The sequence below is a fragment of the Streptomyces sp. NPDC052043 genome (genome assembly GCF_044548235.1).
Lineage (GTDB): Bacteria > Actinomycetota > Actinomycetes > Streptomycetales > Streptomycetaceae > Streptomyces.
Window position 1 is genome coordinate 24,383 of the sequence record NZ_JBIUBT010000008.1, and the last position, 19,578, is coordinate 43,960.

General features: G+C 74.3%; 17 protein-coding genes. 6 read left to right on the plus strand and 11 right to left on the minus strand.

Going from position 1 to position 19,578, the window contains the following annotated elements; translation table 11 throughout:
• Nucleotides 1-69: 69 nt before the first annotated feature.
• The 7 genes from ACIHCX_RS20580 to ACIHCX_RS20610 all read right to left on the minus strand — a co-directional run bounded on the left by ACIHCX_RS20580 (nucleotide 70) and on the right by ACIHCX_RS20610 (nucleotide 8,413).
• Nucleotides 70-948: a hypothetical protein gene (locus ACIHCX_RS20580; RefSeq protein ID WP_400031413.1), complete on the minus strand. Its 879-nt coding sequence runs from the start codon at nucleotides 946-948 to the stop codon at nucleotides 70-72.
• Between the two features lie 66 nt (nucleotides 949-1,014).
• A complete protein-coding gene (locus ACIHCX_RS20585; RefSeq protein WP_400031415.1) occupies nucleotides 1,015-2,541 on the minus strand; it encodes a hypothetical protein in 1,527 nt (508 codons plus the stop codon).
• 304 nt (nucleotides 2,542-2,845) lie between these two features.
• Nucleotides 2,846-3,706 (minus strand): SGNH/GDSL hydrolase family protein, encoded by an 861-nt coding sequence (locus ACIHCX_RS20590; protein WP_400031417.1) that lies wholly within the window; start codon nucleotides 3,704-3,706, stop codon nucleotides 2,846-2,848.
• Nucleotides 3,703-4,866, minus strand: a complete 1,164-nt coding sequence (locus tag ACIHCX_RS20595; protein ID WP_400031419.1) for a glycosyltransferase — start codon at nucleotides 4,864-4,866, stop codon at nucleotides 3,703-3,705. Before ACIHCX_RS20595 ends, ACIHCX_RS20590 begins: the two co-directional genes overlap by 4 nt.
• A complete protein-coding gene (locus tag ACIHCX_RS20600) occupies nucleotides 4,863-5,990 on the minus strand; it encodes a glycosyltransferase family 4 protein (protein ID WP_400031421.1) in 1,128 nt (375 codons plus the stop codon). The genes ACIHCX_RS20595 and ACIHCX_RS20600 overlap by 4 nt, the downstream gene beginning before the upstream one ends.
• A gap of 288 nt (nucleotides 5,991-6,278) precedes the next feature.
• Nucleotides 6,279-7,697, minus strand: coding sequence for a HEAT repeat domain-containing protein (locus ACIHCX_RS20605; RefSeq protein ID WP_400031423.1), 1,419 nt, complete (start codon nucleotides 7,695-7,697; stop codon nucleotides 6,279-6,281).
• 323 nt (nucleotides 7,698-8,020) lie between these two features.
• Entirely contained in the window at nucleotides 8,021-8,413 is a 393-nt protein-coding gene (locus tag ACIHCX_RS20610) for an ankyrin repeat domain-containing protein (RefSeq protein ID WP_400031425.1), read from the minus strand.
• 312 nt (nucleotides 8,414-8,725) lie between these two features.
• Here ACIHCX_RS20610 and ACIHCX_RS20615 point away from each other — a divergent pair, with 312 nt between their 5' ends.
• On the plus strand, nucleotides 8,726-8,920 hold the full coding sequence (locus tag ACIHCX_RS20615) for a hypothetical protein (protein ID WP_400031427.1): 195 nt from the start codon (nucleotides 8,726-8,728) through the stop codon (nucleotides 8,918-8,920).
• 49 nt (nucleotides 8,921-8,969) lie between these two features.
• On the plus strand, nucleotides 8,970-10,547 hold the full coding sequence (locus tag ACIHCX_RS20620) for a hypothetical protein (protein ID WP_400031429.1): 1,578 nt from the start codon (nucleotides 8,970-8,972) through the stop codon (nucleotides 10,545-10,547).
• Between the two features lie 112 nt (nucleotides 10,548-10,659).
• On the opposite strand, the gene ACIHCX_RS20625 is transcribed toward ACIHCX_RS20620, so the two are convergent.
• Nucleotides 10,660-12,159: a PLP-dependent aminotransferase family protein gene (locus tag ACIHCX_RS20625; RefSeq protein ID WP_400031431.1), complete on the minus strand. Its 1,500-nt coding sequence runs from the start codon at nucleotides 12,157-12,159 to the stop codon at nucleotides 10,660-10,662.
• Between the two features lie 99 nt (nucleotides 12,160-12,258).
• Between ACIHCX_RS20625 and ACIHCX_RS20630 the strand changes: the two genes are divergently transcribed.
• The 4 genes from ACIHCX_RS20630 to ACIHCX_RS20645 all read left to right on the plus strand — a co-directional run bounded on the left by ACIHCX_RS20630 (nucleotide 12,259) and on the right by ACIHCX_RS20645 (nucleotide 15,750).
• Nucleotides 12,259-12,909 carry a YitT family protein gene (locus ACIHCX_RS20630; protein WP_400031433.1) on the plus strand — a complete coding sequence of 217 codons (651 nt, stop codon included), beginning with the start codon at nucleotides 12,259-12,261 and terminating at the stop codon, nucleotides 12,907-12,909.
• On the plus strand, nucleotides 12,906-13,673 hold the full coding sequence (locus ACIHCX_RS20635) for a glycerophosphodiester phosphodiesterase (protein ID WP_400031435.1): 768 nt from the start codon (nucleotides 12,906-12,908) through the stop codon (nucleotides 13,671-13,673). Before ACIHCX_RS20630 ends, ACIHCX_RS20635 begins: the two co-directional genes overlap by 4 nt.
• 73 nt (nucleotides 13,674-13,746) lie before the next feature.
• A complete protein-coding gene (locus ACIHCX_RS20640) occupies nucleotides 13,747-15,096 on the plus strand; it encodes an MFS transporter (protein ID WP_400031437.1) in 1,350 nt (449 codons plus the stop codon).
• A gap of 279 nt (nucleotides 15,097-15,375) precedes the next feature.
• Nucleotides 15,376-15,750: an RNA polymerase-binding protein RbpA gene (locus tag ACIHCX_RS20645; RefSeq protein WP_003977404.1), complete on the plus strand. Its 375-nt coding sequence runs from the start codon at nucleotides 15,376-15,378 to the stop codon at nucleotides 15,748-15,750.
• Between the two features lie 158 nt (nucleotides 15,751-15,908).
• Here the strand turns inward: ACIHCX_RS20645 and fxsA are convergent, their stop codons facing one another.
• From fxsA to ACIHCX_RS20660, 3 genes are all read right to left on the minus strand, one after another.
• Nucleotides 15,909-16,466, minus strand: coding sequence for an FxsA family membrane protein (gene fxsA, locus ACIHCX_RS20650; protein ID WP_400031439.1), 558 nt, complete (start codon nucleotides 16,464-16,466; stop codon nucleotides 15,909-15,911).
• 88 nt (nucleotides 16,467-16,554) lie between these two features.
• Nucleotides 16,555-17,355: a polyprenol monophosphomannose synthase gene (locus ACIHCX_RS20655; protein ID WP_400031441.1), complete on the minus strand. Its 801-nt coding sequence runs from the start codon at nucleotides 17,353-17,355 to the stop codon at nucleotides 16,555-16,557.
• A gap of 546 nt (nucleotides 17,356-17,901) precedes the next feature.
• Entirely contained in the window at nucleotides 17,902-19,506 is a 1,605-nt protein-coding gene (locus ACIHCX_RS20660; protein WP_400031444.1) for an amidohydrolase, read from the minus strand.
• Between the last annotated feature and the right edge of the window lie 72 nt (nucleotides 19,507-19,578).

A 19,578-nucleotide genomic window follows, 5' to 3' on the forward strand; every position in this document is an offset into this window, starting at 1 on the left:
AGTCTTCTTGCAGTTGGGGGGCGTGCTTCGTGCGGACGGGGGTGGCGGGAGGCGTCGGGGCCCCGGGCCTCAGGAGTGGAACGGCAGCCCCGCGTCGGCCACCAGGTCCAGGTCGTCGGTGTCGTCGGCGGGCAGCAGGCTCGGTGTGCCGCCGGTCACCGGGACGATGCCCAGTTCGAGGAGTTCGGCCATTGCCGCGCTGCCCGCCATGTCGCGCACCTGGAGCTGGTAGCGGGCCGTCGTGCGGTACGTGCCGCCGCTCTCGTCCCCGGTGCGCTGGAGGAACCCGGAGTCGGTCAGGAACGCCAGCGCCTTGGCCACGATGCCCGTGGTCGAGGCGGCCGGCCGGCGTGCGTCCTTGGTGGCCCCGGTCGCGCTGCGTCTGGCCCAGATCCGCCAGGCGGCCTCGAGGCCGGGCGCGTCGGTGGCCGGGTCGGTGTTCTCGCCCTGCTGCTCGGCGCGTTCCTCCAGGCGGCGGCAGGCCTGGCGGACGAACGCGTCGACGCCGTTGACGGTGACCCGCCCGATGTAGGCGTCGTCGGCGAGGTCCTCGGGGCGCGGGAACGCCAGGGCGGCCACCGCGAGGTGGGCCAGTCCGTGCAGGAAGCGGTCGCCGGAGTCGGCGGCGGTACGGCGCGCGTAGTCGCTCATGCGGACGGCGAACACCGAGTCCTCGGCGGCGGTGACCGCCATCCCGGCGCGCGGGGACACCTCGAGGACGACAAGGCCGAGTCCGGCGGCCACGGCGTCCGCGAGCCGTGCGAACGCCGGGTCCTCGCGGTGGCGGCGCAGCAGTTCGGCGTACTCCTGGTCGCGGGCGGGCTGGAGCCTGGGCTGGAGCCCGAAGGCGACGAGCCGGGCCGCGTCGGCGGCGTCGGCGGGTGTGACGGCGACCGCCGTGGGCGTACCTGCGGCTTCCGGCTCACTCCGGTCGACGTGCTCGGTCACGGTTGGTGCTCCTTGCTGGGGTGTCGCTGCTGGGGTGTCACTCGTGCGTACGGCGGCCGGCGGGGCTCACGCCGCCTCCGTCCGGTCGGCCGCCATGCCCGCCGCGTCCAGCAGTGCCGTGCCGACGACGAGGTCGGCGCCGCCGAACTCCGGATCGTCCAGTTCGGTCCCGTCGTCCACCGCGAACAGCAGCTTCTCCTCGCCCTGCCGGTAGGCGGTGCCGACCGGGGGGCTGGCCGCGTGGACGGCCAGCAGGGCGACCAGGTACGGCAGGTCGGGGTCCTTGTCGCGGGCCTCGGCGAGCAGGCCCGACAGCCGTCGCGGCGCGTCGGCCGGCAGGCCAAGCAGCCCCATGGCGGCCGCGAGCTGCTCCTCGCTGAACCGGCTGTCGTCCGGGGTGGCGATCAGGTCGGGCTCGGGCATCTCGGCGCCCAGGTGCTCCCGCTCGACGGGCGGTGTCAGCAGGATGTCCACGAGGTCGGCGACGCGGACCGACACCGGGGTGCGCAGCCCGGTCCCGCGCGCGAAGAAGGCGTCCGTGACCCGGATCGCCTGCTCCAGCGGCAGCGGGAGGGTGGGCGCGAGCAGATGGCCGTAGAGGTCGGTCCCGGAGGTGGTCAGGGGGGTGGCGAAGGCCTGCCGGTCCTGCTCGGCGCGGAACAGGGGGCCGGCGTCGAGCAGCCGGGACTGCAGCTGGGTGTGCCTGCGAATGCAGTCCTTGACGATGTCGACCAGCTCGGCGGCGCGCCGCTTGTGCTCGGGGTCCTCCGACTCGTCGCGCGCCTTGCGGATGTTGGTCAGGATCGCGTTCTCGTGGCGGTAGCGGTCGGCGACGTGGTCCAGGGCCTCGGCGATCATGTCCGGGACGGCGCTGAGCCAGTCCACCGCCCGGACGTTGCGCCGGGTCGCGTCCAGGGCCCTGCGCAGGGTCTCCGAGTACTGAACGGTCCGGTAGCGGGCCTGTTCGGCGGCGAGCTGGGCGTCCGCGAGACGGCCGCGGCTGATGAGCACCTCCAGCTTGACCTCGGCGGCGATCTGGGCGCTGGTGACGTCGGTGTCGAGGGCGCCGACGAGGACGTTGACCGCCTCGTCCGTCGTGCGCAGGTAGACGCTGCCGCCGGGGCCGGGGACCTCCTCGATCAGCTTGAAGTCGTAGTCGCGGCGCACGTACGTGCCGTCCGGCGCGAAGGTGCCGTACACCGCGCGGAAGCCGCGGTCGACGCTGCCGACGTTGATCAGGTTCTCCAGGACCCAGCGGGCCACGCGCTCGTGCTCGCCGGCCGGGCGCCGCGGGGCCTGCGCGGCGACGCGCGGGACGAGCCGGGCCACGACCTGGTCGTGGTCGGCGCCGGTGTCGAAGTCCATGTTGAGGGTGACGAGGTCGATGGCGGCGAGCGCGACCTCCGACATGCCGTACACCGAGTACTCGCCGGCGAGGTTGGCCTTGCGCGCGTCCAGGTCGTGCAGCGGCGCGGTGCAGGCGAGCGCGCGCAGCCGCCGCGCCAGCCCCTCGTCGGCGGCCGGCCCCTGGGCGGGGCGCGGCCCCGCGCTGAGCTGGGGCGGAACGCTGTCCGTCGATGCAGGCGAAGTCACGGTGCACAGATTAGGTCCTCGGCCTGACAACCACCCAAACGGCACGAACACGGTCGGCGCGATGGGGCGTCCCGCCCCACCCGCGGGCGGGGTGCGGAGGATCCGCTGGTCGCGGGTGCGGGACGGCCCGTCAGCGCCGCCGGTCGTGCGCGGCGTGGCCGGCGGGACCACGGTTGACGGCGGTCGAAGGCGCCGCGCCGTCCCTGCGGGGACGTGGCAGGAGCGGCGGCACGCGGCCCCCCGGCCCGGCTCGCATGCTCGCCTCGGCACGCCGGGGCCACGTCGGCCTGGCACAGCTCCGGGATCAGGCCACTTCCGGTTCCGGTCGTTCCGGTGACGACAGGGCTGCCAGGGCCGCCGACACCGACGCCGACGCTCGCAGGTCGAGGCGGGCGCTCGTGCCGCGGGCGTGGTGGCGGAGTTCGTCGGCGGCCAGGGTGAGCAGTTGCGGCAGCAGGTCGGTGCAGCGGCGGGCCACCCAGCCGGTGCCCGCCGTGGCCAGCCACCACAGGCTCGCCGATCTGGTGGGGGCGGGGAACTCCGGCTCGGGTGAGGGCGCGGGCCCGCCCGCCACGCCCGCCTGCGCGAGCAACGCGTGGAAGCGGACGGCGAGTTGGCGGTGCCCGCGCTCCCCCGGGTGCAGCCGGTCCGCGCTCCACATCGCGCGGTCGGTCAGCCACTGGCCCGCATCGGCGTGCAGGTGCACGGCCCCGTACCGCTCCGACAGCGCGTGCACCACCGCGTTGACCGCCCGCTGCCGCCGGGCCAGCGGGCGGGCCAGCGCACCGGGCAGGCCGAGCATCGCGCCGGGGTCGGGCAGACAGGCCGTCAGCAGGACCGCTCCCCGGCCGGTGAAGGCCGCGTAGACCCGGTCGAGCCGGGCGGCCACGGCGTGGATGTCGAAGGTGCGGCGCAGGGTGTCGTTGACGCCGACGACGACCGCCACGACATCCGGGCGCAGCTCCAGGCCGGCCGGGGTCTGCCGCTCCAGCACGTCGCGGGTCTGCGCCCCACTGACGGCGAGGTTGGTGAACTCCACGGCCGAGGGCTGCTCGGCGAGGCCGCCGGCGAGCAGTGCGGCCCAGCCGCGCCATCCGTCACCCGCGGGATCGCCGACACCCTCGGTCAGCGAGTCACCGAGGGCGACGAAGCGCAGGGGTTTCATGCCGCACCCTCCGGCAGCGGGCGTCGCACGGGTGCCGGGGCGTCGTGCGCGGCGAGGAACGCCTCCACGGAGGCGGACCACCCGAAGCACTCCGCACGCGCGCGTGCGGCCTCGCGCCGCTCCCGTTCGGGGCGTGCCAGCAGGCCCTCCACGGCGTCGGCGAACGCCTCGCCGTGGTCCGCCGCGCTGTCGCCGGCGGAGCCGATCACCTCCGGCAGCGCGGAGGAGGCGCTGGCCACCACGGGGGTGCCGCAGGCCATCGCCTCCAGCGCGGCGAGCCCGAAGGTCTCCGCCGGCCCGGGTGCCAGGCACACGTCGGCGCAGGCCTGGAGCGCGGCGAGCCGACCGCGGTCGCGGACGTGCCCGAGGAACGTGGCCGGCAGCGCGCGCTCGCGGGCCCGCTGCTCCAGTCGCGCCCGCAGCGGACCGTCCCCGGCCACCACCAGCACCGCCCGCCGCCCGCGCCGCAGCAGGGCATCCAGCGCGTCCAGCGCGTTGCCGGGCCGCTTCTCCACGGACAGCCGGGAGCACATCACCAGCAGCGCCTCGCCGTCGGGTGCGTACCCGGCGCGCAGTCCCGCCTCCCGCAGCGCGGGGTGCCGCTCCACCAGGTCGACCCCCAGGGGCGCGCGCACGACGTTGTGCGCGCCGACCCGCACGAACTCGCGCTCGGCGAACTCGGTGGTGCACACCACGCGCGCGTAGGTGTGCGCGGTACGGACGTTGAGGGCGTCGGCGGCACGCAGGGACAGGGCCTGCGGCACGCCCCAGGTGCGCAGCACACCGTCGGCGGTCTCGTGGGACACCATCACGGCCGGGACCCGGGCCCGCCTGGCCCACCTGCCGGTCCACCGCAGCGTCGTGCGGTCGGAGACCTCCAGGCGGTCCGGTGCCAGCTCCTCCAGGAGGGCGGCCACCCGCCGTTTGTCGGTGAGGACGCGGTAGCCGCCGGTGCCCGGCAGCAGCGGCCCGGGCAGGGTGATCACGCGCCCCTGCTCGGTCTCCTGGTCGGTGTGGCGCTCGCCGGGGATGATCAGCACCGGCGTGTGGCCGGCGGCCTGGTAGCCCTTGCCGAGTTCGCGCAGCGCGGTGCGCAGTCCGCCGGAGGCGGGGGCGACGAAGTTCGCGAGCCGTACGAGGGTGAGCGGCGTGGCGGTCATGCGGCCACCGCCGTCCGGCGCGCGGCGAGCACGTCCTCGTAGTGGCCGAGGAGCTGGTCGCCGACCGCCGCCCAGGTGCGCCCCTCGACCGCGGAGCGGCCGGCCGCCGCGAACGCCGCCCGCCGTGACGGGTCGGCGGCCAGTGCCCCGACGGCGTCGCGCACGGCGGCCGCGTCGCGCGGCGGGACGAGCAGCCCGGTGCGGCCGTGGGCCACCAGGTCGAGCGGGCCGCCCGCGGCGGGCGCGACGACGGGCACCCCGGAGGCCATGGCCTCCTGCACGGTCTGGCAGAACGTCTCGAAGGGTCCGGTGTGCACGAAGACGTCCAACGAGGCGAAGATCCGGGCGAGTTCGTCGCCGGTGCGGCGGCCCAGGAAGACCGCGCCGGGCAGGGACTCGGTCAGCTGGGGGCGGCTGGGCCCGTCGCCCACCACCACGACCCGTACGCCGTCCAGACCGCAGACGCCGGCGAGCAGTTCGACCTGCTTCTCGGGAGCGAGCCGGCCGACATAGCCGACGATCAGCTCACCGTTCGGGGCGAGTTCGCGGCGCAGTGCCTCGTCGCGGTGCTCGGGGCGGAAACGTACGGTGTCCACTCCGCGGCCCCAGAGCCTGACCCGGGGCACGCCGTGTGCCTCCAGGTCGTGCAGGGCGGCGCTGGAGGGGGCGAGGGTGAGGTCGGCGGCGGCGTGTACGGAGCGGATGCGCCGCCAGGCGGCGGCCTCGCCGGCGCCCATGTAGGTGCGGGCGTAGCCGGCGAGGTCGGTCTGGTAGACGGCGACGGCGGGGATGCCGAGCCGGGTGGCGGCCGCCATGCCGCGGACGCCGAGGACGAAGGGGCCGGCCAAGTGGACGAGGTCGGCGCGGTGCTCGGCGAGCGCCGTCGCGACGCGCCGGCTGGGCAGGGCGACGCGGACCTGGGGGTAGCCCGGGAGCGGTAGGGAGGGGACACGGACGACGGGGCACGGCGCGGGGGCGCCGGGCCCGGTCGAGGCGGCGGTGGCGGGGGCCACGACGAGGGGGGCGTGACCGCGATCGACGAGGTGCCGGGCGGTCTGGAGCGCGCAGTGGGCCACGCCGTTCACATCGGGGGGAAAGGATTCGGTCACGATGACGACACGCATACCCGTGTTGTCGCCGTGCTGGACGTGCCCGCGTCAACGTGGATCTTTCCGTACGAGGAACGTCCCATGAGCGTTGGGCTGTGCGGCCGGACCGGACGCCCCCCGGCCACACGCTCCTGTCCCCCGGGTCACCGGCTGTTCACGCGGTGGGCGAGGTCCGGCCCGGTGTTCACGCGGTGGGCGAGGTCCGGCCCGGTGTTCGCACGGTGGGCGATGTCCGGTTCGCTGTTCAAGCGGTGGGCGCGTCCGGGTCCGGCGTTCACGCGGTGGCACGTCCGGGTCCGGCGTTCACGCGGTGGGCGCGTCCGGTCCGATCCGGCTGCGTACGGCGGTCTGGACCTCGTCCTCCTCGGCCGGGTCGGCGGCGAGCCTGCGCAGTCGCTCGACGACGCGCGTGTCGCCGGTCTCGGCGTGCCGGGCGGCGATCTCGCGGGTGGTCTCCTCGCAGTCCCACAGGCATTCGACGGCGAATCCGGTGGGGAAGGAGGGGTCGGTGGCGGCGAGGGCGCGGGCGGCGCGGCCGCGCAGATGAGAGGAGGCCGTCTCACGGTAGACGTGGCGCAGGACGGGCGCGGCGCAGGTGATGCCGAGCCGGCCGGCGCCGTCGACCAGGGTCCACAGGGTGGGGGCGTCGGGGCCTTCGCCCCGGACCGCCTCCCGCAGGGCGGCGAGGACGAGGTCGCGGTCCCGGACCGCGCCGCGGCAGGCGAGCACGCGTCCGGCGGCGGCGCCCAGCGGGTCGGGGCGTCGGGCCCAGCCGCGCGCCCGCTCGACGGCGGCGGCACCGCGCATGCGTTCGAACGCGTGGACGGCGGCCTCCACCACGGTGGCCGAGCCGTCGGACACCGCCGACTCGACCAGGTCCAGGGCGTCGGGGTCGTCGCCGTCGGCGAGGTAGCGCAGGGCGGTACAGCGGGCCGCGTCGGTGCCCGCGCGGGCGACGCGGAGGATCTCGGGCCGGTCCTCGGGGCCGGCGACGGCGGTGAGGCAGCGGGCGGCCGGGACATGGCGGGCCGTGCCGCGTTCGGCGCCCTGCTCGGCCCACTCGAACACCGCCTGCACGCTCCACCCGGGCCGGGGTCCGGTGGGACGCAGTTGCCGCTGCCAGAGGTCGAAGCAGCCGGCCTCGTGCGCGGCACGCACGCGCGTGGCGACCGACTCGCGCGGGTCGTCGGCCCACAGCCGCCACGGCCGGGGCTCGAAGGCGTCGCGCACCGCGGCGGCCAGCTCGGCCTCGCCCTCGGCGTCGGTGGCGAAGCGCGCGAGGACCGGCGCGGCGAGGGCGCGCAGCCCCGCGTCGTCGTCCCTGAGTGCCAGTTCGTCCAGGGCCCAGGCCCAGTTGGCGCCCGTGGCGGCGTACCTGCGCAGCAGCGCGAGCGCGTCCCGCCTGCCGTAGGAGGCGAGGTGCCCGAGCACGGCGAGGGCGAGTCCGGTGCGGGACTCGTCGGTGTCGAGGGCGTCCTCGGGGTCGAAGAGGTGCGCCTCGATCCGGTCCAGTTCGCCGTCGAGGTCGAGGAAGAGCCGGGCGTAGTAGAGGGAGCGGTTCTCCAGCTGCCAGTCGTGGCGGGGGTCGTGCAGCACGCAGTGGTCCAGTGCCGCCAGCGCCTCGGCGCGGGGGGCGGTGAGCGCGTGCAGCGTGCCGTCGCCGCGGCCCCGCTGGAGCAGGCCGAGCAGCGTACCGCTGGGCGCTATGACCGGATCGAACATGGGAAACAGCCTCACATCAAGCGTCGACGCAACCGGGGATCTCGCACTACCTGGCCGCGCGACAACACGTCGGGGCGCCCGCCGTCCGCTGCTTGCTGTAGACCATGTTCCTCTGCCTCTCGTCGGTGGCCCATGCGGGCCGGCTCACGGCCCGCGCGGTGCGGCAACACCTGCCCAGCCATCGCGTCCGTGAATCACGACGTCATGATGACCCGGCGTCCGCGCTGCCGCGACCGAAATTTCCGGCGGCCCTGTACCGCCTCCCCCGTTGTTTGTGTCGTTCCTGGTCAGAAGGGCCGAAGCCACTGCTCCGGCCCCGCGGATCAGCTCTCGCCGAACCTCTCCAGCAGCTCCGTCCTGCCGAACATCCGGGCCGTGTCGACGGCCGAGGGGGTGCCGAGGGACGGGTCCGCGCCGCCCTCCAGGAGGGCCTCGATCACTTCCTGCTCGCCCTTGAAGACCGCTCCGGCGAGGGGGGTCTGGCCCCGGTCGTTGACGCGGTCGGCGTCGGCGCCCCGGGCCAGCAGCGCGCGGACCGCCGCCGCGTGGCCGTGGTAGGCGGCGAGCATCACCAGGGAGTCACCGCGGTCGTTGGTGAGGTCGGCCGGGACGCCCGCGTCGACGTACGCCACGAGGGCCTCGGTCCGCCCCTGCCGGGCCAGATCGAAGATCTTGGTCGCCAGCTCCACGACCTCGGGGTCGGGGGCTTCACTCATCGGCGGGACCGCCTCTCACTGCGAACGTTCGGTACTGCGGGGAGCAAGCGTACGGCGGTCCGCGCTGGTCGGCCGTACGGGTGAATCGCCAGCGTACTGGCTCGCGGGCCACATGACCGGATGCGCCCAAGGTCAGAGATCATCGGGGACGCGGTCGGACGCCACAGTTCCGCTCAGGCACCCCAGGGGACTCCGCCACCCGATGGAAAACAAATGAAATTCACCCAGTTGCACCTTTTGTCATATGGATACATGCTGTGATGCTGGAAGAACTCAGGGTGACTGTCCCCACTCGACACCAGGAGACCTCCCATGATCCTCTCCGTCTCAGGCGTAATCCTGTTCGGCTTCGTCGTTGTCATCTTCTTCCGCAAGGACGGGCTGAAGCCGTCGCACGCGTGCGTGTCGGCGCTGTTCGGCTTCTACCTCTCGAGCACGGCCATCGCCCCGAGCATCAAGGCCGGCGGCGAGGGTCTGGCGAGCCTTCTGGGCGGCATGAGGTTCTGACGACGTCCGTCCCTCCCGTACGCACCGTACGCACCTCCAGGAGGCAGCAGTGGCCCGGCGCCCCCTCCCCAGCATTCTGAGCACAGGCAGCGCGCAGCTCACCCGGAGCCGGGAGCTGGCGCGCACGGCGGCGGACAGCGCCACCGACGTCCTCCACCCGCTGATCACCATCACGCGTGGTCTGCGCCGGCTGGCCTCGGCCGGACGGCGCAAGTGGTCGGACACGCCGAAGGACCGGCGCGGCCCGCTGCTGTTCCTCGTGGCCTCGCTGTTCCTGGTCGTGACGCTGGTGCCGTACGGCCCGCTGCTCGCCGCCGTCGTGCTGATGGCGGCGGCCGCCTGGCACGGCCGCGACCGCACCCCGCCGCGGCCCAAGGGCCCCGACGAGGCGCGCGTCCGGCGGCTTGCCTCCCTGTACGAGGCCCTGGTCCCCTACTTCTCGGCGGCCGAGGACCCGGCAGCGCTGTACGCGCACGGCGGCGCGTGGGAGAAGGCGTTCCCCACCCACGAGTTCGACGACTCGGGGCGCGTACGCCACCTGGTGATCCGGTACCCCGCGTACTTCACCGACGGCGAGACCGAGTCCCGCGCGCGGATCGAGCACCTGCTCACCGTCAAGGCCGGTCGCGGCCGCGAGTACCTCTTCTCCTGGGACGAGGAGAGCAACCAGCTCACCGTCACCGCGCTCGCCCCGCTGCCCACGGACATCGCCGCGCAGCGCTTCGTCACGGCGCCGGGCGAGACCGTGCTCGGCTTCACCGACCCCTCCGAGGTCCAGCGCACGCTCCCCCTCGGCCACGGCGCCGAGCAGCGCGACGTGCCGCCGGTCGTCTGGCGCACGGGCCTGCGCTCCACCGAGCCGCACCTGCTGGCCCTGGGCCAGGCCGGCAGCGGCACCTCGACGTTGCTGCGCTCCATCGCGCTCCAGGCCCTCCAGCACGGTGACGTGCTGATCGTCGACGGCGGCGGCACCGGCGAGTTCGCCTGTCTGACCGGCCGGGACGGCGTGCTCGCGGTCGAGTGCGGGCTGGCCGGGGTGCTCGCGAGCCTGGAGTGGGCGGCCACCGAGACCGAGCGCCGGCTGATCGCCGTCAACCACGCGCGGCAGGCGGGCCACCCGCCGCCCGAGGACACCAAGCGACCGCTGTGGCTGCTGCTCGACCGGCCGACCGCGTTCACGCACCTGGCCGCCGCGGACGGCCGCAAGGACCCGCAGGCGCTGCTCCAGGTACCGCTGCGGCACGGACGCGCGGTCGGCGTGGCGGTCGTCGTGGCCGAGCAGTTCGACACCGCGGAGGCGCTGAGCGACGCGGTACGACAGCACACACGCGCGCGCGTCGTCCTGGGGCCGGCGACGGCAGAGCAGCTCAAGGCGGTGCTGGGGGCGCCGCCGCACACCACACCGCTGCCCCTCGTCCCGGCCGGACGCGGGTACGCCCGGCTGGGGACGAAGCCGGTCCACCGGCTCCAGGTGCCGGCCACGCCCGACCCCTACGACGAGGCGACGAGCGACGCGCATCGGCAGGCCGTGCTCGATCTTCTGCCGCCGAAGACCACGCCGGCCGACGGCGAGCGGGTGCCGGAGCCCACGGAGGCCGTGACGGAAGCGGTCGTGGAGCCCTCGTGAGCGCCCACGTGCGGGCCCGCGGAGCCCGCGTGCGAGCCCGCGCGGGCTGCGAGGCCGCGACGGGAGGCGCGACCTGCCGCCCCGCGACGGTGGACCGTGCTCCGGGCGGGGCTCAGGCGACGAAGGTGCGAGGGGACTCGCTCCCCCCGGAGGTCGCCGTCTCCACCAGCCGGACCGCCGCAGCCAGCCGCGTCGCCGCCTCCTCCGCCACCGCCCCCGCGACCGTGAACGGGAGCCGGACATAGCCCTCGAAGGCGCCGTCGACACCGAAGCGCGGGCCGGAGGGGACACGGACGCCCACCCGCTCGCCGGCCTCGGCGATACGGGAGCCCGACAGGCCGCCGGTGCGCACCCACAGCGTGAGGCCGCCGCCGGGGACCTCGAACTCCCAGCCGGGCAGCTCGCGCCGGACCGCCGCGACCAGGGCGTCCCGGTTGTCGCGGGCCTGGACCCGCCGGACCTCCACGGCCTCCTCCCACCCTCCGGTGCTGAACAGCCAGTTCACGGCCAGCTGCTCCAGCACGGGGGTGCCCAGGTCGGCGTAGGCCCGTGCGGCGACCAGGCTGCGGATCACGTCGGGGGCGGCCCGCACCCAGCCGATGCGCATCCCGGCCCAGAAGGCCTTGCTGGCCGAGCCGACGGTGATCACCGTGGATCCGGCCGGGTCGAAGGCGCAGACCCGCCGCGGCATCTTCAGCCCCGGCTCCAGGTACAGCTCGCTCATCGTCTCGTCGACGACGAGCACGGTTCCCGCCGAGCGGGCCGCCTCCACCAGCCTGCGCCGCTGCTCCTCGTCGGCGAGCGCGCCGGTCGGGTTGTGGAAGTCGGCGACGACGTAGGCGATCCGGGGCGCGGCCTCGCGCAGCACCTGGCGCCAGCGGTCCAGGTCCCACCCGGTGAGTCCCTCGGCCATGGCGACGGGCACGAGCCGGGCGCCCGCCTCCCGCATCAGCTGGAGGATGTTCGCGTAGGACGGCGACTCGACGGCGATGCGCTCGCCGCGGCCCCCGAAGAGGTGGCAGATGGCGTCCATGGCGCCCATGGCACCGGTCGTCACCATGATCTGCTCGGGCATGGTGGGGATTCCGCGAGCCGTGTACCGCTCGGCGATCATCGACCGCAGCGCGGGCAGCCCGGCCGGATAGTCGCCGTGGGTGTGGGCGTACGGCGGCAGTTCCTCCAGCGCGCCCCGCACGGCGCGGGTGAGCCACGGCTCCGGGGCCGGCAGGGCCGCGGTGCCCAGGTCGATCACCGACCCCAGCGCCTCCGGCGGCAGGGGCTCAAGACCCCGCGCCGGCAGCGGATTCCCGGCCGGCACCGCGGTCCAGCTGCCCGCGCCCCGCCGGGACTCCAGGAAGCCCTCGGTGCGCAGGGCCTCGTAGGCGGCGGCGACCGTGGTGCGGCTGACGGACAGGGACAGGGCGAGTTCGCGCTCGGCGGGCAGCCGGGCGGCGACCGGGACGCGCCCTTCGAGCACCAGCAGCCGGACGCCGTCGGCCAGCGCGCGGTAGGCGGGCGGGCGGCGTGAGTTCGGGCCCGCCGGACGATCCTGCTGGGACTTGAGCAGCCGAGCGAGCTGCGCGGCTCCCACCGCCGAGGTCCACTGCGCCATGACGACCAGTCCACCTTCCCCGAATTGGCCATGGATGGATATTCTCCCCACGCCACAGAGTGTCATCCACCAGGCCACTTCCACCACCAGGGGGACGCTTTGTCCATACCGGCCCGACTGGGGCGACGACTGATCCAGCTCTACATCGGCCTCGCGCTGTACGGCGCGAGCTCCGCACTCCTCGTCCGGGCGGGCCTCGGCCTGGAACCGTGGAACGTGCTCCACCAGGGGCTGTCCGAACTGACGGGCCTGACCATCGGCATGGTGTCGATCGTCGTCGGCGCGGTGGTGCTGCTCCTGTGGCTCCCGCTGCGCCAGCGGCCCGGCCTGGGCACGGTCTCCAACGTCTTCGTCGTCGGCCTCGCCCTGGACGGCGCCCTCGCCCTGCTGCCCGACGTCCGCACACTGGCCGTCCGCGTTCCCCTGCTCCTGGCGGGCATCGTGCTCAACGGAGTGGCCACCGGCCTCTACATCGCCGCCCGCTTCGGACCCGGCCCCCGCGACGGACTGATGACGGGGCTGCACCAGCGCACCGGCCGCTCGATCCGCCTGACGCGGACGGCCGTGGAGGTGGCGGTCGTCGTCACCGGCTTCGCCCTCGGCGGCACGGTCGGCGTCGGCACGGTGCTCTACGCGGTGTCCATCGGACCGCTGGCCCAGCTCTTCCTGCGGGTGTTCGCCGTGCCGGCGCCGGCCGGAGACGGACTCGTTGCCGCCGGGCCACCCGAACGGGCGATACTGCGTCCGTGACCACGCCCGCGCACCACCCGTACCTCGACCATCCGGGGCCCATCCCGTTCGCGCACCGCGGCGGGGCGGCCGACGGGCTGGAGAACACGGTGGCTCAGTTCCGGCAGGCGGCCAGGCTGGGCTACCGCTACATGGAGACCGACGTCCACGCCACGGCGGACGGCCGGCTCGTCGCCTTCCACGACGCGACCCTGGACCGGGTGACCGACGGCGCGGGCCGGATCGCGGACCTGCCCTGGGACGAGGTGCGCCAGGCGCGTGTGGCGGGCCGGGAGCCGGTGCCGCTCTTCGCGGAACTGCTGGAGACCTTCCCCGAGGTCCGCTGGAACGTCGACGTCAAGGCGGAGCCCGCCCTGCGCCCCCTGCTGGACCTGATCGAGCGGACGAACGCCTGGGACCGCGTCTGCGTCGGCTCGTTCTCCGAGGCACGCGTGGTCCGGGCGCTGCGGCTGGCCGGGCCGCGCCTCGCGACCTCGTACGGCACCCGCGGGGTGCTGGCCCTGCGGCTGCGCTCCTGGGGTCTGCCGGCGGTGCCGCGCCGGTCCGCGGTGGCCGCGCAGGTGCCCGTCTCCCAGTACGGCGTCCCGGTGGTCGACCGGCGGTTCGTCCGCACCGCCCACGCGCGCGGGCTGCAGGTGCACGTGTGGACGATCAACGAACCCGCGCTGATGCACCGGCTCCTGGACCTCGGCGTCGATGGCATCATGACCGATCACATCGACACGTTGCGCAAGGTCATGGAGGACCGGGGTGTCTGGGCCTGAGGCCCGGCGCACCCCCGTTCCCCCTCAGGGGCCGTCGGCAGCAGGGGAACCAGCGGGGAAGCGAGGGCACGGGGTGGGCAGTGACACCGTGCGGGCAGGGCAGGCCGGCGACGAGGCCGCCGACCGGCGCCGCGAGCAGCGCGGCTGGTACTTCTACGACTGGGCGTGCTCCGTGTACTCCACGAGCGTGCTCACCGTGTTCCTCGGCCCCTATCTCACGGCGGTCGCCGAGTCGGCGGCGGACGCGGACGGGTTCGTGCACCCGCTGGGCCTCCCGGTGCGGGCCGGGTCGTTCTTCGCGTACTGCGTCTCCGCGTCCGTCATCGTGGCGATCGTGCTGATGCCGGTCGCCGGCGCGGCGGCCGACCGCACCGGCCGCAAGAAGCCGCTGCTCGCGGCCGCCGCCTATGTCGGCGCCGGGGCCACGACGGGCCTGTTCTTCCTGGACGGCCACCGCTATCTGCTGGGTGGTCTGCTGCTGGTCGTCGCCAACGCCTCGGTGGCCGTCTCGATGGTCCTCTACAACTCCTACCTGCCGCAGATCGCCCCGCCCGAGGAGCGCGACGCGGTCTCCTCGCGCGGCTGGGCCTTCGGCTACGCGGCCGGCTCACTGGTGCTGGTGGCGAACCTCGTCCTGTTCACCGCCCACGACTCCTTCGGCGTCTCCGAGTCGACGGCCGTGCGCATCTGCCTGGCCTCGGCCGGCCTGTGGTGGGGTCTGTTCACGCTCGTCCCGCTGAAGCGGCTGCGCGACCGCCGCACCGCCCCCGCCGTGGCGCGGGTCCACGGCTGGCGCCAACTCGCCGCCACCGTCCGGGACATGCGGGCCACCCCGCTCACCCTGTCCTTCCTGCTCGCCTACCTCGTCTACAACGACGGCATCCAGACGGTGATCTCACAGGCCTCGGTGTACGGCTCCCGGGAGCTGGGCCTGAGTCAGTCGACGCTCATCACGGCGGTACTGATGGTGCAGGTGCTGGCGGTGGCGGGTGCCCTCGGCATGGGACGGCTGGCCCGCAGGTACGGGGCCAAGCGCACGATCCTCGGATCGCTGGCCGCGTGGACGGTCATCCTGGCGGCCGGGTACTTCCTGCCGGCCGGGGCGCCGATGTGGTTCTTCGTGCTGGCCGCCGGGATCGGCATGGTCCTCGGCGGGAGCCAGGCGCTGTCCCGGTCGCTGTTCTCGCACCTGGTCCCGCCCGGCAAGGAGGCCGAGTACTTCTCGGCGTACGAGATGAGCGATCGGGGCATGAGCTGGCTCGGGCCGCTGCTGTTCGGGATCACCTACCAGCTGACCGGCAGCTACCGGGACGCGATCATCTCGCTGGTGGTGTTCTTCGCGATCGGGTTCGTGCTGCTCGCCCGGGTTCCGGTGCGCCGTGCGATCGGCGACGCGGGCAATCCGGTTCCCGACCGGATTTAGCGCTCAAGGCGAAAGGGCGGTAGTGTACGCGTTTGGCCTGCCAGACGTACCGTTACTGCGTGTCAAAGATGCCGAAACGCTGGGTGACATCTCCTAACAGATGTGACAAACCGGGCGTCGGTGGGTACTGCACTGGTTGACAAGGCTGCGGCTACGACGGCGACGCATGACCCGGAACGGGAGATCGGAACGGGAATCTTTACCGCCGACCGGACGTTGACCGGATGACGACGACAGCGACACCTGTCCTGTGGGCGACAAGCCCGGGAGGCACGATTCATGAGTGAGCGAGCTCTTCGCGGCACGCGCCTCGTGGTGACCAGCTACGAGACGGACCGCGGTATCGACCTGGCCCCGCGCCAGGCCGTGGAGTACGCATGCGAGAAGGGGCATCGGTTCGAGATGCCCTTCTCGGTCGAGGCGGAGATCCCGCCGGAGTGGGAGTGCAAGGTCTGCGGGGCCCAGGCACTCCTGGTGGACGGCGACGGGCCGGAGGAGAAGAAGGCGAAGCCGGCGCGTACGCACTGGGACATGCTGATGGAGCGGCGTACCCGCGAGGAACTCGAAGAGGTCCTCGAGGAGCGTCTCGCCGTGCTGCGGTCCGGTGCGATGAACATCGCTGTCCATCCCCGGGACAGCCGCAAGAGCGCGTAGTCCCCGCCGGGGGCCGGGCCGGTTCGCAGCGCACGCCGCGCATGCCTGTGGCAGCGGGCGCCGTACGATCACGTACGGCGCCCGCTGCCATGTCTGCTCTCAGTGCCGCGCGACGTCTGCTCTTCGGTCTGCTCTTCGACGGCGCGCGTGCGCCGGTGTCACCGGGTCAGCGGCGGGCGCTGCTCGCCCGGGGCGTCCGCCGGCTCGTCCCTGATCACCTCGCCCTGGACCACCTTGCCGTCGGGGCGGTGCATGCGGGCCTGCTGGAAGGCGTCGCCGAGCGTGCCGGGGGTGGCGTCGCGCAGCCTGCGGTCGACGGTCCGCCCGGCGTAGCGGCTCACGGCCTGCTGGACCGGCGGGACCAGCAGAAGCAGGCCCACCACGTCGGAGACCAGGCCGGGGATCATCAGCAGCAGGCCGCCCAGCATCATCAGGCCGTTGCCACCGCGGCGCGAGGAGGGGGCGCCGCCCTGCTGGAGCGCCTCGTTGAGGTTCTGGAAGGCGCGGCGGCCCGCCCGCTTGATCACCACCGCGCCGAGGACGAGGCCGGCGACCAGCAGCAGGAAGACCGTGAACCCGCCCGCCGCTCGCGCGACCACCGTCAGCAGCCAGATCTCCAGCACGATCCACACCGCCAGGCCCAGCGGCAGGTACCGGCGGGGCCGGGAGCGCCGGGGTCGGGCGGAGTACGAAGAGGTCGGAGCGCCAGTCGTCATGCTCCCAGTGTGCCTGGCGACCGCTCAATCCCGGATAAGGGTGAGGACCTGTTGTGAAAGTCCCGCCTGCCCCGCGACGCAACAGGCCCTAGCCCTGGGTCTTGCCGCCCCGGCGGGTGATCTTGGTCACCCGCTCCCCCACGCCCCACGCGGTGACCCGCCACAGCGCCTCGACGAGGATGTCGCGGCTCATCTTGGAGTCGCCGTGCTCGCGCTCGACGAAGGTGATGGGGACCTCGACGACGTGGTAACCGGCCCTCACGGCGCGGCGGGCGAGGTCGACCTGGAAGCAGTAGCCCTGCGAGGCGACCTCGTCCAGGCCCAGGCCCTCCAGCGTCTCCCGGCGGAAGGCGCGGTAGCCGCCGGTGATGTCCCGCAGGGGCAGGTCCAGGGCGAGACGCGAGTAGGTGCTGCCGCCACGGGAGATGAACTCGCGGGACTTCGGCCAGTTCACCACGCGTCCGCCGGGCACCCAGCGGGAGCCGAGGACCAGGTCGGCGCCCTTGAGGGCGGTCAGCAGCCGGGGCAGCTCCTCGGGCTGGTGGGAGCCGTCGGCGTCCATCTCGATCAGTACGCCGTAGTCGCGCTCCAGGCCCCAGCGGAAGCCCGCGAGGTAGGCAGCGCCGAGACCCTCCTTGCCCTTGCGGTGCAGCACGTGCACGTGCCCGTCCTCGGCCGCCAGTTCGTCGGCGATCTTGCCCGTGCCGTCGGGGCTGTTGTCGTCGGCCACGAGGACGTGCGCCTCGGGGACGGCCGTGCGCACCCGGCTCACGATCGTCTTGATGTTCTCCGCCTCGTTGTAGGTCGGAATGATCACCAAGGCCGTGCCGAGCGGGCCGGGTCGTCTGTCCCGGGAGCCGGCCGCGGGGGTGCCGTCGCCGTCGTTCACTACTGCCCCTTCATGTCCGTGCGCAGGGGACCACCATAGTGGCCCCCGCCTGCGAGGACGTGACATCGCAGACGCACGGGGGTGTCGATTCGGCAAGAGCGGGGTAAGAGCGCTCGCTTCGATCGTGCCATGGATCCGCCGGTACGGCGGATGGGGGCCCGGCGCCCTTCGGGCCGACCTGGGACCCGCTGGCTGCGGATCGACCCAAAGCCGTTGTCTACTGAGCGCCCGGGCCCCACCCGGGTCACACCTTGCCGACCGTTCGGAACGTTCCCCCGCGGACACGGGCGCTGAGCCTGGCTCCCAGCGACGGTGACCCGGTGCGGCACACCGTCCCTGACCCAGCGGCGCCGCGACGCGGGTACGGAAGTTCCCCGGCCGGGCGTCCGGTGGTGGACCCGGCAGAACCTACCGGCCCGCTGCCGTCGCCTGTCAACCAGCGCCTTGACCTGTACAAACGTCCGTGCCCGCCCGGTCGGCGCGGAGGATACGCAGGTCGCGCGACCGAGCGGCGGGCGCGGGGTGGCGCAGCGCGCCCGCGGGAGATCACTCGCCCGGCCGTACGAACACCGTCCGTCCGCCCACCACGGTCCGCAGGCAGACGGGCAGGTCACGCCCCGGGGTGAGGTCGGGCAGTCCCGGGGTGCCGGAGCGCGGGTCGGTCGACCAGCGCGCGACCCGGTCGTCGGGGGCCTGCACGAGGAGTTCGCCGGTACGCCAGACGGCGTAGTCCGCGGGGGCGCCGGGCACCAGGACGCCCGCGTCGTCCCGTCCGACCGCCCGCCAGCCGCCGCGGGTGTGCGCGGTGAACGCGGCGCGTACGGACACGCGGTGCTCGGGGGTGCGGTGGAAGGCCGCCGCCCGGACCGTGCCCCACGGGTCCAGCGGCGTGACGGGGCTGTCGGACCCGAAGGCGAGGGGGACGCCGGCCCGCAGCAGGGCCGCGAAGGGGTTCAGCGTCCGGGCCCGCTCGGCGCCCAGGCGCTGGGTGTACATGCCCTCCTCGCCGCCCCACAGGGCGTCGAAGGCGGGCTGTACGGACGCGGTGAGACCGAGCTCGGCGAAGGCCGCGACGGTCTCCGGCGTGAGCATCTCGGCGTGCTCGACGCGGTGCCGGGCGGCGCGGACACGGGCCGGCCCCACCTTCTCGACGGCGGCGCGCACCCCCTCGACGACCGCGGTCACGGCAGCGTCGCCGATGGCGTGGAAGCCCGCCTGGAGGCCCGCCTCGGTGCAGGCTGCGACGTGGGCGGCGACGGCGGCCGCGTCCAGGTAGGCGGTGCCGGTGTGGGCCGCGTCGGTGTACGGCGCGTGCAGGCAGGCGGTGTGCGAGCCGATGGAGCCGTCCACGAAGAGGTCGCCGGCGGCGCCGTGGGCGCCCAGCCGGCGCGCCTTGTCGACGTCCTCCTCCGCCCAGTAGCCGACGACCCGGGGGCCGGGTTCCTCGGCGGCGAGCCGCAGCAGGCCCGTGAAGTCGTCCTCGGAGGAGATGCGCGGGCCGCCGCACTCGTGCACCGATCCGATGCCCAGGGAGGCGGCACGGGCGAGCGCGGCGCGCTGCGCCCCGGCGCGCTGGGCGGGGGTGACCGCGGCGAACGCGGCGGCCCGCACGGCGTGGTGGGCATCGGCGGTCAGCGGGCCGTCCACGGGCCCGTGGATCTCCGGCACGAGGTCGAGCAGCGCGGTGGTGACCACCGCGGAGTGGACGTCGATGCGGCTGAGGTAGAGCGGCCGGCCGCCGGTGGCCTCGTCGAGTTCGGCGCGCGTCGGGGGGCGTCCGCCGGGCCAGCGGGCCGCGTCCCATCCGTGGCCGAGCAGGACGCGGTCGTCCGGGCGGGCGGCGGCGAAGTCCCGGACCAGGGCGAGCGCCGCCTCCAGGTCGGGCGCGTCGGACAGGTCGAGACCGGTGAGCGCGAGGCCGGTGGCGGTGGTGTGCACATGGGCGTCGGTGAACGCCGGGGTGACGAGGGCCCCGTCCAGGTCGACCACCTCGTCGACTCCGTCGGCGAAGGCGTCGGCCGCCCCCTCGGAGCCGACCCAGGCCACCTGGCCCGCCTCCACGACCATGGCGGTCGCGAACGGGTCGGCGGGACTGTGGACCTCGCCCCTGCGCAGAAGAACGGTCCTGACCTCGACAGCACGCTCACTCATGCCCCCAGTCTCCCGCCTCCTGCGAACCCTCCGGCACGCAGGTCGCCCCGGCACGCTCCGAGGCTCCGCCGC